The organism is Microbacterium sp. P26 (genome assembly GCF_023712585.1).
Classification (GTDB): Bacteria; Actinomycetota; Actinomycetes; order Actinomycetales; family Microbacteriaceae; genus Microbacterium; species Microbacterium algihabitans_A.
Map to the genome: position 1 here is coordinate 44732 of NZ_JAMAXZ010000001.1, position 13774 is coordinate 58505.

A 13774-nucleotide genomic window follows, 5' to 3' on the forward strand; every position below is an offset into this window, starting at 1 on the left:
CGGATGCAGATGATCCGGGCGATGTACGCCAACCTCAAGCGGCCGCCGCGCAGCGTCACCGACTGGCTGGCCGACGTCGTGCGCGCCGTGGCGATCGTGATCGTCGTCGTGTCGCTGTTCACCCTGCCGTTCACCGACTTCGCCGTGCTGTCGATGTCGCTGCCGGCGGTGATGCTCTCGCGCATGATCGGCCTGCGCTCGGGACTCGACCTCGTCACGTGCACCACGGTCTTCGTCGCGGCGGGCAGCAACGTCATCGACCTGTATCGCGCGTGGACCGGGTGGGACCTGATCGTCCACGCCGTCTGCACCGGTGTACTCGCCGCCGTCGCTCTGGTGCTGCTCGACGACGCGCGCGTGATCGACCCGACGGGTCGCCGCCGCACGCCCATCGTCGTCGCCACGATGGCGGGCCTCGCCCTGAGCGCCGTGTGGGAGATGATCGAGTGGTTCGGCTACCGCTTCATCACCGACGCGATCTTCGTCACCTACGACGACACGATCGGCGACATGATCGCGGGAGGTGCGGGCGCGCTGCTGTTGGGCCTCGTGGCATCCCGGTTCCGTCTGACGCGCGCGGACCGCGCGGCGCTGTAGCCGTCGGACCGCCGCACGACGCGCGCTCCCCGGCCCCACCCCTCACCGCGAGACTGCATCTCGCTGACAAGTCGGTTGCAGGGTGACGCGGGTTTGTCAGCGAGTTGCAGTCTCGCCGGCCCGAGAGCGAGCACGCGACTCGGCGAGCGCGTGAGTCAGCGAGCACGCGACTCCGCGACTCGGCGACCCCGGGACTCCGCGCCGGCACGGCTCAGCGACCGCGCGTCCCGCGCTCCGGTCCCGTCGTCGCCGCGATGACGACACCGCCGACGACGAGCGCGACGGCGAGAAGCCCCACGAGACCGGGGAGGACGATCGTCGGGGCCTCGGGGGCAGCGCCCGGGTCGTCGATGAACGGGCCGATCTCATCGAGCCACGTGCCGTAGGCCGTGCCCCACGCCACGAGCAGCCCGATCATGAGCACGCCGATGCTGGCCGTCACCATCCCCCACACAGGTCCTCTCATGACGGCAGCATCGCAGACGGTCGTCCCGATCCTCGGCATCCGGATGCCGTTTCGGCCGCGACGCGAAACGCCTCGCTCCGTTTACGCGGAGACCTTCGCACGCCGCCGACGTTCGATCCAAAGGATGATGAGCGCCGCCCTCGCCCCGAGCGCCGCACCGATCGTGTTCATGAGCCAGTCGTCGGTGTCGCACCGGCGGCCGATGACGGGAGCGAGCGATTGCACCGTCTCGATGACCGCCGAGAGCACCGACACCCCGGCGAAGACGAGCAGCGGATGCCGCGTCGCCGCGCCGAAGAAGAGGGCGAGAGGAACCGTCATCGCGATGTTGGCCAGGGTGTCGATCCCCTGGAACGGCACGGAGAACTGCACCGTGCACCCGCCCGGCGCGGGCTCGCTCTCGGGAACCAGGGTGAGGGCGAGCACGGCGACGAGCGACAGCCCGGCCAGAACGAACAGCACGGAGCGGAGGTCGAGACGGTGCAACAGCCACGCGACGACGGCCGCCGCGACGACGGCGACCCAGAACAGCAGGGGAACGAAGCGCGAGTACTCGACCAGGAGGGTGGCGATCACACGGGTGCTTCCTGTGTATCGAACGGATGCCGCGGGGCGACGAGACATGCGCGCGTCCGAGCCGATGAGGCGACACTCGCGTCGGTGGGGTGCTCGCGATGTCGAGGTGAGACGACAGCGCGCAGCCCCCCATCATCGCAGCGATCGCCCGTTGTGCAGGGCATCGACGAGCGCACCCGGCGTGGAAGAAGACCGGCGGCACCCACTCTCGCGGATGCCGCCGGTCCTTCATGCGGAGCTCAGACGCGTCCCGCCACGTCGCGGCCCACGAGGTCGCCGTCGGGGTTCGGCTCGCTGAGCTGCTCGCCGGGAGCCGTCGACCCCTCGAGCGGCGGGAGCCCTGCCTCGACGCGGGAGCCGATCTCGGCATCCACGTTCTTCCAGTACTGCACGGCGCGGTCGCGCACGTCGGCGCGGGTCACTCCCCCGACGTGGCCGGTGATCGTCTCGACCAGGCGGTCGCGCTGCTCGGCCGACATCACCTCGCGCACGAGGGTTCCGGCCTGACCCCAGTCGTCGTCTTCCGGGTGCAGGGTCGCGGCGGAGCGCACGAGCTCGCCGTCGCTCTGCCAGCCGCCCTGCCCGGCGCGCTGCGGCTCGGCCGCAGGGCCTCCGGCGGAGTTCGGCGCGTAGACCGGCACCTCGGGCGGGTTGTACTCGTAGCGCATCGCGCCCTCCTTCGAGTACGAGTGCACCTCGGTGTGCGGGCGGTTGACCGGCAGCTGCTGGTAGTTGGTGCCCACGCGGTAGCGGTGCGCGTCGGCGTAGCTGAAGATGCGGGCCTGCAGCATCTTGTCGGGGCTGCCGTCGATGCCGGGCACGAAGTTCGACGGCTCGAACGCCGCCTGCTCGATCTCGGCGAAGTAGTTGCCCGGGTTGCGGTTGAGCTCCATCGTGCCGACCTCGATCTCGGGGTAGTCGCTGTGCGGCCACACCTTCGTCAGGTCGAACGGGTTGAAGCGGTACGTCTTGGCGTCGTCGTAGGGCATGATCTGCACCTTGAGCGTCCACGTGGGGAACTCCTGGCGCTCGATCGCGGCGTACAGGTCGCGGATGTGGAAGTCAGCGTCCTGCCCCGCGATCTGGTCGGCCTCGTCTTGCGTGAGCGTCTTGTGACCGAGGTCGGTGTGGAAGTGGTACTTCACCCAGAACCGCTCGCCCTCGGCGTTGATCCACTGGTACGTGTGCGAGCCGTAGCCGTTCATGTGCCGCCACGAGGCCGGTATGCCGCGGTCGCCCATGAGCCAGGTGACCTGGTGCGCGCTCTCGGGAGACAGCGTCCAGAAATCCCACTGCATCGTGTTGTCGCGCAGGTGGCTGCCGGGCAGGCGCTTCTGCGAGCGGATGAAGTCGGGGAACTTGATGCCGTCCTTCACGAAGAAGACGGGGGTGTTGTTACCGACCAGGTCGTAGTTGCCCTCGGTCGTGTAGAACTTCAGCGAGAAACCGCGCGGGTCGCGCCAGGTGTCGGGGCTGCCCTGCTCGCCGGCGACCGACGAGAAGCGCGCGAGCATCTCGGTCTCGACGCCGGGCTGGAAGAGCGCCGCGCGCGTGTAGGCCGACACGTCGCCCGTCGTGCGGAAGGTGCCGAACGCCCCGCCGCCCTTGGCGTGCACGACGCGCTCGGGCACACGCTCGCGGTTGAACTGGGCCAGCTTCTCGATCAGGTAGTGGTCGGTGAGCGCGATGGAGCCGTCGGCCCCCACGCTCTGCGAGTGCTCGTCACTGGCGACGGGCGCTCCGTTGTTCTGGGTGGTCGGCTCGGTCATGGCTCTCCTCGCATCTCGGGCCGCGGCGGCGACCCGTCTTCGACGTTACGCACGACTTCCGACATCGGAGAGGCATTGCGGATCTCCCGCGGGCGACGTAGCGTCGCGCGGCTGTCAATCCCCCGAGGCCCGCTCCGACCGCTCGACACCATGGGCGCACACCAACGGAAGGAAGCGTCATGTCGAAGGATCTGTCGAAGGGCGACCGCGTCAGCTGGGACACCCCTCAGGGCCGCACCCAGGGTGAGGTCGTGGAGAAGAAGACGAAGGACTTCCAGCACGACGGCCAGAAGTTCACGGCATCCGACGACGACCCGGCCTACATCGTGAAGTCGGAGAAGTCGGGCTCGACGGCCGCGCACAAGGGCTCCGCGCTGAACAAGCTGAAGAGCTGACCCAGGTCGCGGGGCCTCCCGATCCAGGTCGCGGGGCCTCCCGACCGAGGTCCCTGAGCCTGTCGAAGGGACCGGACCCACCACGGGACCGGTGACTTCGACAGGCTCAGCCACCTCCTCGCGCGCTACCCCTTCGCGTCGCGCCGCTTGCGCATCTGCGCCAGCGCGAGGCTCAGCCGGTGGTTGCCGGCCAGCACGTCCTCGTGCCGTTCGAGGAACCCCCAGTACGCGTCGGTGAAGACCGAGTCCTTGGCCTCCTGCGCGGAGGGCCACCACGACCCCATCTTCTGCAGGTACGCACCGCCCGAGACGTACGGCTTGGTCGCGACGAAGCCGCCGTCGGCGAACTGACTCATGCCCATGACGTTGGGCACCATGACCCAGTCGTACGCGTCGACGAACAGCGCGAGGAACCAGTCGTTGACCTGCCGCGGCGCGTAGCCCTGCAGCAGGAACCAGTTTCCCAGCACCATCAAGCGTTCGATGTGGTGCGCATAGCCCCACTCGTGCACGCGCTCGAGCACCGTGCGCACGGGGATCGGTAGGTCACTCGGCATCCGCTGTCCGGAGTACCAGTACTTCTCGATCCTCTTCTCAAGGTGCAGCGCGTTGACGTGCTCGAGCTTCGGGTGCGCCCGGTACATGCCGCGCATGTACTCGCGCCACCCGATCACCTGGCGGATGAACCCCTCGACGGATGCCAGGGGCGCGTCGGTCCGCGTGGCTGCGGCGACCACTTCTTCGACGGTGAGCAGGCCGATGTTGAGCATCGGCGAGATGATCGCGTGGAAGAGGAACGGCTCGTCGGCCTTCATCGCGTCTTCGTAGCGGCCGAAGTCGTGCAGACGCTCCGCGACGAACACGTCGAGCCAGTCGCGGGAGTCCGCGGGAGTCACGGGCAGCCAGAAGTCGGCCGCGCTGCCGGGGTGCTCGGGGTAGCGCTCGTCGACCTCCGCGATCACCGCGCGGGTGATCTCGTCGTGCTCGAGCTGCGGCAGTGGGGGGATCTCGACCCCTTTCTTCGGCAGCGCCTTGCGGTTGTCGGCGTCGAAGTTCCAGCGACGCCCCGCCGGCGTGCCGCCGTCCATCAGGATGCCGGTGCGCCGGCGCTGCCAGTGGTAGAAGTCCTCCATGAGCGGCGTCGGGTGCTCCGAGAACCAGGCGTCGACGTCGTCTTCGGGAGTCAGGAACAACCCGTCCGAGAGCACGTCGGTCTCGACGTCGTGTGCCTGGCAGATGCGCGCGATGCGCTCGTCGACGGGGCGGTTGGGGTCGCTCATCCACGTCAGCTCGGAGACGTGGTGCGCCTTCAGGAGCTTCTCGAGCCCGGCCTTGAAGGTGAGGTCGTCGTCGAGGGTGATCCGCCGAACGGTCTTGCCGTCGGCCTCGAGGCGCGCGGCGGTGTGCCGCATCGCCGAGACGAGCAGCACGATCTTGTGGCGGTGGTACGGGAGCTTGGCGAAGCGGGGCGCCGACTCGATGAAGAAGAACTCCTCGATGCCCTCGTCGGCGTACGCGGGGTGCTCGTCGAACTGCTGCGTCGCGAGGATCAGTGCGGCCCTCACGCGTGCCGCCTCTGCTTCGCGGCGTTCGCCCGGCAGCCCCGCGAGCAGTAGAGCACCTGGTCCCACTGGTCGCGTCCGCTCCAGCGCTTGCGGTCGGTGAAGGGCCGTCCGCAGTAGGCGCAGGGCTTGGAGCGGACCTCGGGTCGTGACATGCCGTCATCGTCGCAAAACGGGCATCCGGCATCCGGGGGCTTGCGCTGCACAGCACACGGGTGCGCGCAAGGCCCGCCCGCGGAGGCGGCGGATCGTGGTCGGGTGTCGGCATGGACACCACACACGACCGCAGCACCGACACCGCCGACGAGCCCGACGAGCTCGAGACGGCCGATGCGCCCGTCATCCCCGACACCACCGACGACGACGACGCGCCCGTCGACAACCCCTCGGGCGGATGACCTCGCGGCACGGCGCGGCCGCGAGGTCCGCGCCGTGCTCAGTCGGTCAGGTCGAAGGTCTGCTTCTCGCCGCCGCGCGGACGGTCGCCGGTGACCTTCGAGGTCACGAGGGCAATCGCGGTGGCCAGGCGTCCGCCGACGCTCCCCCAGTATTCGCCGGTGAGGGTCGAGACCTTCAACAGGGTCACCCCGGGCGACTCGGGGCCGTCGGGGAACCATGCCTCGACCGTGGTCGACCACAGGTCCTTCAACTTGGCGAGGTCGTCGACCACCTCGGCCTCTCCCGCGAGGGAGAGCCACGTGCCGTCGCTGCTGAACGACAGCCCGACCTTCGGGTCGCGCCGCACGTGTTTGACCGCCGAGGCGTGGGTGCCGACGATGAACCAGAGGTCGCCGTCGGATTCCTTCTCCTGCACGGTCAGCGGGTGCGCGTGCAGCGCACCGTCTTCGGCGCGGGTGGTGACCATGGCGAAGCGGAACTTCTTGAGCAGATCGTTGAGCGTCTCGAGCTCGGTGGCGGTGGATGACATGGGGCTCCCCCTCGTTTCGTGGACCTTCAGCCCACCGCCTCCTCGCGTCCGGCGCTACGTGTTGACGCCGTCGTCGTCGTCTGCTCTCGGCGGCGCGATCGTGTCGAGTTCGTCGAGTGCCTCTTCGGCGCGGCCCACGCGCGCCGTGACCTCGTCATCCCACCATCGGGGCCCGCGCTCCCCCAGCCCGTGCTTGGCCAGGCCCACCCGGCGCCTCGCGGCGGCGACCGCCTCATCGTCGCCGGCCCTCTTCGCAGTGCGCACCGCCGACCGTGCGCGACCCAGGTGAGACCGCAGGCGCTCGGCGATCTGCTCGGGCAGCGCGGGGTCGGTGCGACGCCACCGCCGTCCTTCGATCACCAGCCATCGGTCGTCGTCGTCTGCGGATGCCATGTGCCCAGTGCAGCGCAGCGACCGTCCCCTGCGAAATCACCCGGGCGTCTCGCAGACTTCCGTGCTACGGTGAGGTTATTCGTTCTGGGACTTGCTTCATCGACGCCCGCCTCATCGCTGAGATGCCGGGCGCACGGCGCCGAGCCGTTTACGAAGGCAATCCCTCCCTCAATCATCGCGTGCACCGCTTGATGGCATCCGCCACCGCATCGCACTCGCGGAAAGTTTCTGTGTCTCTGCTTCACCCTTCGCCACTCGCGTGGCGCCAGGCCGATCTCGACGTGTTCGTCGCGATGGCCGGATCCGACTACGCCGGTTTCGTCGGCGCGGCTACCTCGGGCTATGAAGCCCAAGGTCCGCTCGGCGAAAATCTCGGCGTCCACGCGTCCGTCGTGGCGGCTCAGGCCGCCGTCGACGGGCATCGCGTACGCGACACCTTCCCGGTGTTGCGGCGTCCCCGTCCGCTCCGCATGCGTCGGAGCGGCGCCCACGGCCGCGTCTGCGGCCCAACATGAATAAAGGAAGAACACGATGGCCACTGGCACCGTGAAATGGTTCAACTCCGAAAAGGGCTACGGCTTCATCGCTCCCGATGACGGCTCGGCCGACCTCTTCGCGCACTTCAGCGCGATCCAGGGCAACGGCTTCAAGGAGCTCGCAGAGGCCCAGAAGGTCGAGTTCGACGCTGAGCAGGGCCCCAAGGGCATGCAGGCTGCGAACATTCGCCCCCTCTGAGCTTCGCTCCGCACCGCGAGGGCCGGTGCGTCGCTGACGCGACGCGCCGGCCTTCGCCGTTCGAGGCAGGAAAGCCGGGTGCGTCGCTTCGGCGGCGCCCCGGCTTTCGTCGTCTTTCCGCGGGTTTTCACGGTCGCGGACGAACGCTCGCGTTTCCGTTTCCCGTGAGCCTCCTGGACGTGTGCTCGTATGCCGAGCCCTCCATACATCGCCCGATAATGTGGGCCCCAGCCCGGGTAGCCGCCCCGGCTCGAGGCCTCCGGCCATTCACACCCGAGGAGCAGCTGATCGCTTCCCCCGTCGTCGAGTCCCGCCTCGGCCCCGTTCGTCAGACCTATTCCGGCACCAAGGAATTCCCCCCGCTCACCAAGGCCTACACAGAGCTGTCTCAGGTCGTGCGTGAAAGCGGACTCCTCGTGCGAACGCCGGTCTTCTACTCCGTCGTCGCCGGAGCGATCGTGCTCGGCTTCGCCGGGTGCGTGACCGCGTTCATCCTCCTCGGCGACAGCTGGTTCCAGCTGATCGTCGCCGCAGTGCTCGGCATCCTGTTCACGCAGGTCGCCTTCCTCGCCCATGAGGCCGCGCACCGCCAGATCTTCGCTTCCGGCCCGGCCAACGACCGACTCGGACTGCTCATCGGCAACGGCATCGTCGGCATGAGCCGCTCGTGGTGGGCGTCGAAGCACACGCGTCACCACGCCAACCCCAACCGCGTCGACAAAGACCCCGACATCGAGATCGACACGATCTCGTTCCTCGACGTCGACGCGGCCAAGGCCCGCGGCGTCCAGCGCTGGATCACCCAGCGCCAGGGCTACCTGTTCTTCCCCCTGCTGGCGTTCGAGGGCATCAACCTCTACGTCCTCGCGTTCCGCCACCTGTTCTCGCGCGGCGAGGTCAAGGGCCGCTGGGGCGAGATCGCGCTGCTGACGCTGCGTCACGCGCTCTTCATCGCGCCGATCTTCGTCTTCCTCCCCGTGGGTCTCGCGTTCGCGTTCTTCGGCGTCTCGGTCGCGGTCTTCGGCATCTACATGGGCGCGTCCTTCGCTCCCAACCACAAGGGCATGCCGATCATCGAGCCCGGGGCCAAGCTCGACTTCTTCAGCAAGCAGGTGCGCACCTCGCGCAACGTCTCCGGCGGCTGGTGGGCCACGTGGCTCATGGGTGGTCTGAACTACCAGATCGAGCACCACCTCTTCCCGAACATGCCGCGCCCGCACCTCAGCAAGGCGCGCGCGATCGTCCGGGAGCAGTGCGCGACGCTGAACGTCCCCTACGTCGAGACGACCCTGTTCCAGTCGTACGGCATCGTCATCGCGTACCTGAACCGCGTGGGCCTCGCCGCCCGCGACCCGTTCGATTGCCCGCTGACCTCCCCCACCCGGCAACTGAACGTCGAGTGAGATCGTTCGACGGCGCCGCACCCGGACGGGGCGGCGCCGTCGTCGTTTCATCCCCGCGCGTCGGCCCTCGGCTCGGGGCACTCGCCCCCGGCATCCGTCGCCTTCTCGAAGTGCCAGCGCTCGTTGGCGTAGGTCTGACACAGGCCCCATTCGCGGCCGTGTTCGATGAGCCACAGCTGCGCGTCGAGCGATCCGATGTCGACCGCGTGGCCCGTGACATGGCTCGAGCCCTCGGGTGAGGCGACGTACTGCCGCGCGATCGCCTCGGTGCCGTAGGTGCGGATCGCGTCGCCGAGCAGCCAGCGCTGGTAGTCGGCGCTGCGCCACCCGCTGGTGACGTCGAACACGATCCCGTCGTCGGCGGCCGCCGCCTGTGCGGAGCGCAGTGCCTCGCGCAGCTCGCCGTCGAGTCCGGTCATCGCCGGGTGACGCTCGTCGTCGACCGTGAGCGGCGACTCGGCCGGGATCATGCCGTCGGCTTCGGCGGGGGCGAACGGGGCGTGGGCGGCGACCCCCGCCGCGAACGACGAGGAGGTGCTCGCCGCGAGCAGGGCGGCCAGCACGGTCAGGGCGATGGCGATCGCTGCGGCGATCGCGAGCAGGGCGAGTCGCCGACGGGAGGGCGAAGAAACGAGGGATGCCGAAGGAGCCATGACCCCAGTCGAGCGGGGGCCGCGTTGCCACGGCGTATGGCCGCGACGATACGGCGGCGATAACCCGGTCGGGACGGCTCTCAGTCGCGCGAGACCTCGTGGAGCACGACGTCGCGCACCGCACCGCCGTCGAGCGTCGCGGTCATCAGCGTGCACGCCGGCTGCCGTCGTCGGTCGGTCGGCGAACCGGGGTTGAGAAGACGCAGGCCGTTCGGGGTCACGGTGTCCCACGGGATGTGACTGTGCCCGAACACGAGCAGGTCGGTGTCGGGGTACGCGGCATCCATCCTCTTCTCACGTCCCGTCGCCGCCCCCGTCTCGTGCACGACCGCCAGCCGCACCCCGTCGATCTCGGCGCGGGCGACCTCGGGCAGGCGCGAACGCAGATCGTCGCCGTCGTTGTTGCCCCACACCCCGAGCACGGCGCCGAGCGTTTCGAGTTCGTCGAGCACGCTCGCGCGCACCCAGTCACCCGCGTGCACGATGAGATCGACTCCGGATGCCGCGTGCCGGACCGCCTCGGGAAGGACGCGCGCCCGCTTCGGCACGTGCGTGTCGGCCACGAGGAGCAGTCTGGTCGCCATGTCTCCACGCTACCGACGCGGGTGGGGATGCGCGCCGGGCATACGTCGGCGATATGCCGCCCCGCCTACGATGACGGGATGCGCGTGCTGATCGTCGAGGACGAACCCTTCCTCGCCGAGGCGATCCGCGACGGGCTCCGCCTCGAAGCGATCGCCGCCGACATCGCCGGCGACGGCGACACCGCGCTCGAGCTGCTGGGATACACCGCCTACGACGTCGTGGTGCTCGATCGCGACATCCCGGGGCCGAACGGCGACGAGATCGCCCGGCACCTCAGCGCCCAGCCCGCCGCCCCGCGCGTGCTCATGCTGACCGCGGCCGACCGCCTCGACGACAAGGCGAGCGGTTTCGAGAGCGGCGCCGACGACTACCTCACCAAGCCCTTCGTGCTGCGCGAGCTCGTGATGCGCCTGCACGCCCTCGCCCGCCGCCCCGCGGCCTCGACCCCGCCGGTTCTCGAGCAGCACGGCATCCGTCTCGATCCCTTCCGCCGCGAGGTCTACCGCGACGGGAGATACGTCTCGCTCACCCGCAAGCAGTTCGCGGTGCTGCTGGTGCTCATGGGGGCGGGTGGCGGGGTCGTCAGCGCCGAGACCCTGCTCGAGCGCGCGTGGGACGAGAACGCCGACCCCTTCACCAACGCGGTGCGCATCACGATCTCGACCTTGCGCAAGCGTCTCGGTGAGCCGTGGCTGATTCAGACGGTCGCGGGAGTGGGCTACCGCATGGGGCCGGCCGATGCGTGAGCGCGCCCCGGGGCTCTCGATCCGCCTGAAACTCACGCTGAGCTACGCGGCGTTCGTCGTGATCGTGGGGATCGCGGTGTTCGTCGTCGGGTTCCTCGTGCTGCGGTTCGTTCCCGACGGCAACCTGTACTCCGAGAGCGGGACGTTCACGCCCCGTCGGGGCGACCTGATGGACGTCTTCGTCCGTTACGCCTGGTATGCGGTGCTCACCCTCGCCGTCATCGGCCTCGGCGGCGGGTGGGTCGTCTCAGGACTCATGCTGCGCCCCCTGCACCGCATCACCGATGCCGCGCGCGCCGTGCGCGGCGGAGACCTGGCCCGCCGCGTCGACCTGCCGGGGCGTCGTGACGAGCTGACCGAGCTCGCCGACACCTTCGACGCGATGCTCGCGCGGGTCGAGCTGACCCTCGACGAACAGCAGCGGTTCGCCGCCAATGCCTCGCACGAACTGCGCACCCCGCACGCGACGATGCGCACGCTGCTCGAGGTGGCCCGGGCCGATCCGGAGGGCGTCGACCTCGGGCGCCTGATCCACCGACTCGATCTCACCAACGAACGCGCGATCCGCCTGACCGAAGCGCTTCTGGGCCTTGCGCGCGCGAGCCGCGCGGGCGAGCTCTCCCGCGAGCCGGTCGACGTCGACGCCGTCATCGCCGCGGTCGCCGACGAGGCGCGCCCCGACGCCGACGCCGCGCGGCTCGACCTCGCCGTGCTCCCGGGCACCGGCGGCGTCGCGCGCGTCGGCGAGACCTTGCTGCGCCAGGCCGTCGCGAACCTCGTGCGCAATGCGCTCGTGCACAACATCGACGGCGGGTGGGTGCGCGTGGCCGTGACCGGACGCGACGACAAGGTGGTCATCGACGTCGACAACTCGGGCGAGGTGCTCTCGCGAGAGCTCGTGGCCACCCTGCCCGAGCCGTTCGTGCGGGGCGCGGGCCGCACGCGCGGGCGCGCCGACGGCACGGGACTCGGGCTCGCCATCGTCGCCTCGATCGCCCGCGCGCACGGCGGGCACCTCGAGCTGTGGCCCGGCGACGGTGGAGGGCTGCGCGCCCGCCTGCGCCTGCCGCGCTGACACCCCTCCGCGCGGCGGCGCGATCCCCCTCGCCCGCGTCGGCCCCGCTCCGAGCAGCGGGCGCGAGGCCGACGCGCGGCTCAGCGCCGTGCGATCAGCCGGACCACGATCACGACGACCGTCCCGATCAGGGCGCCGAGGGTGTTGGACGCCACGTCGTCGGCATCCGGAACCCGACCCGGGATCAGCGTCTGCGCGATCTCGACGGTGAGCGACACGGCGGCTCCCCCGAGAACGGATGCCGGCGCCCACCGCATCGGCAGGAGCAGGGCGACGGCGGCGCCCAGCGGGACGAAGAACAGGACGTTGAGCGCCACGTCGGCGCCCGCACCGAACAGCACGGCGCTCCCCCACGGCGGGAGATGATCGAGGGCGCCGAGCACGAGCGTCCGCGCCGGCCACGCGATCGTGCGCGGAGCGAGAGTCAGGGCGGCCACGGCGGCCAGCACGGCGCCGGCGACCAGCAGGCGCGGGGCGGAGAAGACGGAAGCGGATCGATCGGTCACGGTGACCTCCAGGGTGCGGAGATCCCATCCCACCGACCCGCCTGTTGTCGCAACGTCTCGCGACCGCGATACACGGACGATACGTCGCCGCGGGGCGCGCAGAATGGAGGCGTGTCCTCATCGCGCCGCGCCCCCGCCCTCGCCCTGTTCCTCGACGTCGTGCTGGTCGTCGTCTTCGCGGCGATCGGGCGGGCGACCCACGACGGCGACGTGCTGGGCCCGTTCGGCTCCGGTCTCGCCACCACCGCGTGGCCCTTCGTCGCGGCGCTGCTGATCGGGTGGGCGGTCACGCGCGCGTGGCGTCGGCCGACGGCCGTGGTGCGCGCGGGTCTGCCGGTGTGGGCGATCACCGTCGCGCTCGGCATGGTGCTGCGTGCGCTCAGCGGTCAGGGCGTGGCGGTGGCGTTCATCATCGTCGCGACGATCACCCTCGCGGTGTTCCTGGTCGGGTGGCGCGGCATCGCGCGTCTCGCGACGCGGCGGCGGGTCTGAGACACGCCCCGAGCCCCGACCGCTCGCCTGCGGAGCGTCTCAGTCCGCGAGCGTGACGTCGACCTGGATCTCGGTCGCGAGGCGCTCGAGCTCGGCCACCAGGTCGTCGACCTCGACATCGGCGGCCACCGTCGCCGTGATCGACGCCTCGAACAGGCGCCCGCCGGCCATCGCGGCATCCGTCGTCTGCGTCGACATGCGCTCGATGCTCGCCCCGTGCGCGCTGAGCGCCGCCGACACCTCGCGGACGATGCCCGGGCGGTCGTTGCCGACCACGTCGAAGGTGACCGAGCGCGGCGCCTCGGTGAGCGAACCGCTGCCCGCGTGCACCGTGACGGTGAGGGTGCCCGCGAGCCCCTCGAGGGCGGCGCGCAGGTCGTCGGCGCGCTCAGGCGTCACCGACACCTCGACGATGCCGGCGAACGCTCCCGCCAGTTCGGCGAGTTCGCTGTTCTCCCAGTTGCCGCCGTGGGCGTCGACGATGTCGGCGACCGCGGACACGAGGCCCGCGCGGTCGTCGCCGACGACGGTGAGGACGAGGGTGGTCATGGCGACAGCGTACCCACGGCCGCGCTGATACCGTGAGGTTTCCGATCCGACAGGAGGTGACCGCATGATCGCGTCGATCATCGCGACGATCAACCTCCTGCTCGCGTTCGCCGAGCTGTCGCTCACCCCCGGTTCCGACGCCCCGCTGCTGGCGGTCGTGCTGGCCGCCGCGGTCGTCGTCACCGTCGCGGTCGTGCTGCTCGTCGTGCCCGGCCTCGTGGCATCCGCCCCTCGGCCCTCGCCGCGTCCGATCGACCCCTCCGCGCTGGTGGCGCAGAGCGATCCGGATGCCGCGGGGCACCCGCGCCCGCGCGCTCCGGGGCTCGCGATCCCGGTCGCGTAGC

Annotated in this window: 21 protein-coding genes; 10 read left to right on the forward strand and 11 right to left on the reverse strand. The window is 70.2% G+C overall.

The genetic code is table 11. The features are described 5' to 3' along the window. Positions 1 to 3: 3 nt before the first annotated feature. The gene (locus M3667_RS00240) at positions 4 to 597 is read left to right on the forward strand and encodes a hypothetical protein (RefSeq protein WP_251503508.1); all 594 of its coding nucleotides are present in this window, start codon (positions 4 to 6) and stop codon (positions 595 to 597) included. 211 nt (positions 598 to 808) lie between these two features. On the opposite strand, the gene M3667_RS00245 is transcribed toward M3667_RS00240, so the two are convergent. From M3667_RS00245 to M3667_RS00255, 3 genes are all read right to left on the reverse strand, one after another. After that, positions 809 to 1063, reverse strand: coding sequence for a hypothetical protein (locus M3667_RS00245; protein ID WP_251503512.1), 255 nt, complete (start codon positions 1061 to 1063; stop codon positions 809 to 811). Between the two features lie 81 nt (positions 1064 to 1144). After that, positions 1145 to 1639, reverse strand: a complete 495-nt coding sequence (locus M3667_RS00250; RefSeq protein ID WP_251503515.1) for a VanZ family protein — start codon at positions 1637 to 1639, stop codon at positions 1145 to 1147. Between the two features lie 239 nt (positions 1640 to 1878). After that, a complete protein-coding gene (locus M3667_RS00255) occupies positions 1879 to 3408 on the reverse strand; it encodes a catalase (RefSeq protein WP_251503518.1) in 1530 nt (509 codons plus the stop codon). 179 nt (positions 3409 to 3587) lie between these two features. Between M3667_RS00255 and M3667_RS00260 the strand changes: the two genes are divergently transcribed. Beyond that, a complete protein-coding gene (locus M3667_RS00260; RefSeq protein WP_058613150.1) occupies positions 3588 to 3803 on the forward strand; it encodes a DUF2945 domain-containing protein in 216 nt (71 codons plus the stop codon). 125 nt (positions 3804 to 3928) lie between these two features. On the opposite strand, the gene M3667_RS00265 is transcribed toward M3667_RS00260, so the two are convergent. Together M3667_RS00265 and M3667_RS00270 are read right to left on the reverse strand one after the other, a co-directional pair. Continuing rightward, a complete protein-coding gene (locus tag M3667_RS00265) occupies positions 3929 to 5368 on the reverse strand; it encodes a cryptochrome/photolyase family protein (protein ID WP_251503520.1) in 1440 nt (479 codons plus the stop codon). Further along, positions 5365 to 5520 carry a DUF2256 domain-containing protein gene (locus M3667_RS00270; protein WP_074694350.1) on the reverse strand — a complete coding sequence of 52 codons (156 nt, stop codon included), beginning with the start codon at positions 5518 to 5520 and terminating at the stop codon, positions 5365 to 5367. The genes M3667_RS00265 and M3667_RS00270 overlap by 4 nt, the downstream gene beginning before the upstream one ends. 111 nt (positions 5521 to 5631) lie before the next feature. Here M3667_RS00270 and M3667_RS16655 point away from each other — a divergent pair, with 111 nt between their 5' ends. Continuing rightward, on the forward strand, positions 5632 to 5763 hold the full coding sequence (locus M3667_RS16655; RefSeq protein WP_285837322.1) for a hypothetical protein: 132 nt from the start codon (positions 5632 to 5634) through the stop codon (positions 5761 to 5763). A 38-nt stretch (positions 5764 to 5801) separates the two neighbouring features. Here M3667_RS16655 and M3667_RS00275 read toward each other — a convergent pair whose 3' ends face one another. Both M3667_RS00275 and M3667_RS00280 read right to left on the reverse strand, forming a co-directional pair. Further along, positions 5802 to 6293 (reverse strand): pyridoxamine 5'-phosphate oxidase family protein, encoded by a 492-nt coding sequence (locus M3667_RS00275; RefSeq protein ID WP_251503523.1) that lies wholly within the window; start codon positions 6291 to 6293, stop codon positions 5802 to 5804. 54 nt (positions 6294 to 6347) lie between these two features. Then, positions 6348 to 6686 (reverse strand): biopolymer transporter Tol, encoded by a 339-nt coding sequence (locus M3667_RS00280; RefSeq protein ID WP_251503526.1) that lies wholly within the window; start codon positions 6684 to 6686, stop codon positions 6348 to 6350. Between the two features lie 191 nt (positions 6687 to 6877). On the opposite strand from M3667_RS00280, the gene M3667_RS00285 reads away from it, so the two are divergent. From M3667_RS00285 to M3667_RS00295, 3 genes are all read left to right on the forward strand, one after another. Beyond that, entirely contained in the window at positions 6878 to 7201 is a 324-nt protein-coding gene (locus tag M3667_RS00285) for a hypothetical protein (RefSeq protein ID WP_251503529.1), read from the forward strand. Positions 7202 to 7217: 16 nt separating this feature from the next. After that, positions 7218 to 7421, forward strand: a complete 204-nt coding sequence (locus tag M3667_RS00290) for a cold-shock protein (protein ID WP_094733682.1) — start codon at positions 7218 to 7220, stop codon at positions 7419 to 7421. Positions 7422 to 7639: 218 nt separating this feature from the next. Further along, complete coding sequence (locus M3667_RS00295; RefSeq protein ID WP_285837323.1) at positions 7640 to 8824, forward strand: acyl-CoA desaturase; 1185 nt, start codon at positions 7640 to 7642, stop codon at positions 8822 to 8824. A gap of 47 nt (positions 8825 to 8871) precedes the next feature. Here M3667_RS00295 and M3667_RS00300 read toward each other — a convergent pair whose 3' ends face one another. Together M3667_RS00300 and M3667_RS00305 are read right to left on the reverse strand one after the other, a co-directional pair. Further along, positions 8872 to 9477 carry a M15 family metallopeptidase gene (locus M3667_RS00300; protein ID WP_251503535.1) on the reverse strand — a complete coding sequence of 202 codons (606 nt, stop codon included), beginning with the start codon at positions 9475 to 9477 and terminating at the stop codon, positions 8872 to 8874. Positions 9478 to 9557: 80 nt separating this feature from the next. Continuing rightward, positions 9558 to 10061, reverse strand: coding sequence for a metallophosphoesterase (locus M3667_RS00305; RefSeq protein ID WP_251503537.1), 504 nt, complete (start codon positions 10059 to 10061; stop codon positions 9558 to 9560). A 78-nt stretch (positions 10062 to 10139) separates the two neighbouring features. On the opposite strand from M3667_RS00305, the gene M3667_RS00310 reads away from it, so the two are divergent. Both M3667_RS00310 and M3667_RS00315 read left to right on the forward strand, forming a co-directional pair. Beyond that, a complete protein-coding gene (locus tag M3667_RS00310) occupies positions 10140 to 10808 on the forward strand; it encodes a response regulator transcription factor (protein WP_251503539.1) in 669 nt (222 codons plus the stop codon). After that, entirely contained in the window at positions 10801 to 11883 is a 1083-nt protein-coding gene (locus tag M3667_RS00315) for a HAMP domain-containing sensor histidine kinase (protein ID WP_251503543.1), read from the forward strand. Before M3667_RS00310 ends, M3667_RS00315 begins: the two co-directional genes overlap by 8 nt. 80 nt (positions 11884 to 11963) lie before the next feature. On the opposite strand, the gene M3667_RS16925 is transcribed toward M3667_RS00315, so the two are convergent. Next, the gene (locus M3667_RS16925; protein ID WP_251503546.1) at positions 11964 to 12389 is read right to left on the reverse strand and encodes a VanZ family protein; all 426 of its coding nucleotides are present in this window, start codon (positions 12387 to 12389) and stop codon (positions 11964 to 11966) included. 111 nt (positions 12390 to 12500) lie between these two features. On the opposite strand from M3667_RS16925, the gene M3667_RS00325 reads away from it, so the two are divergent. Beyond that, complete coding sequence (locus M3667_RS00325) at positions 12501 to 12881, forward strand: DUF3054 domain-containing protein (protein WP_251503549.1); 381 nt, start codon at positions 12501 to 12503, stop codon at positions 12879 to 12881. 39 nt (positions 12882 to 12920) lie between these two features. Here M3667_RS00325 and M3667_RS00330 read toward each other — a convergent pair whose 3' ends face one another. Then, the gene (locus M3667_RS00330; RefSeq protein ID WP_251503553.1) at positions 12921 to 13430 is read right to left on the reverse strand and encodes a glycine cleavage system protein R; all 510 of its coding nucleotides are present in this window, start codon (positions 13428 to 13430) and stop codon (positions 12921 to 12923) included. Between the two features lie 64 nt (positions 13431 to 13494). On the opposite strand from M3667_RS00330, the gene M3667_RS00335 reads away from it, so the two are divergent. After that, the gene (locus tag M3667_RS00335) at positions 13495 to 13773 is read left to right on the forward strand and encodes a DUF6412 domain-containing protein (protein ID WP_144827854.1); all 279 of its coding nucleotides are present in this window, start codon (positions 13495 to 13497) and stop codon (positions 13771 to 13773) included. Position 13774: the final 1 nt, after the last annotated feature.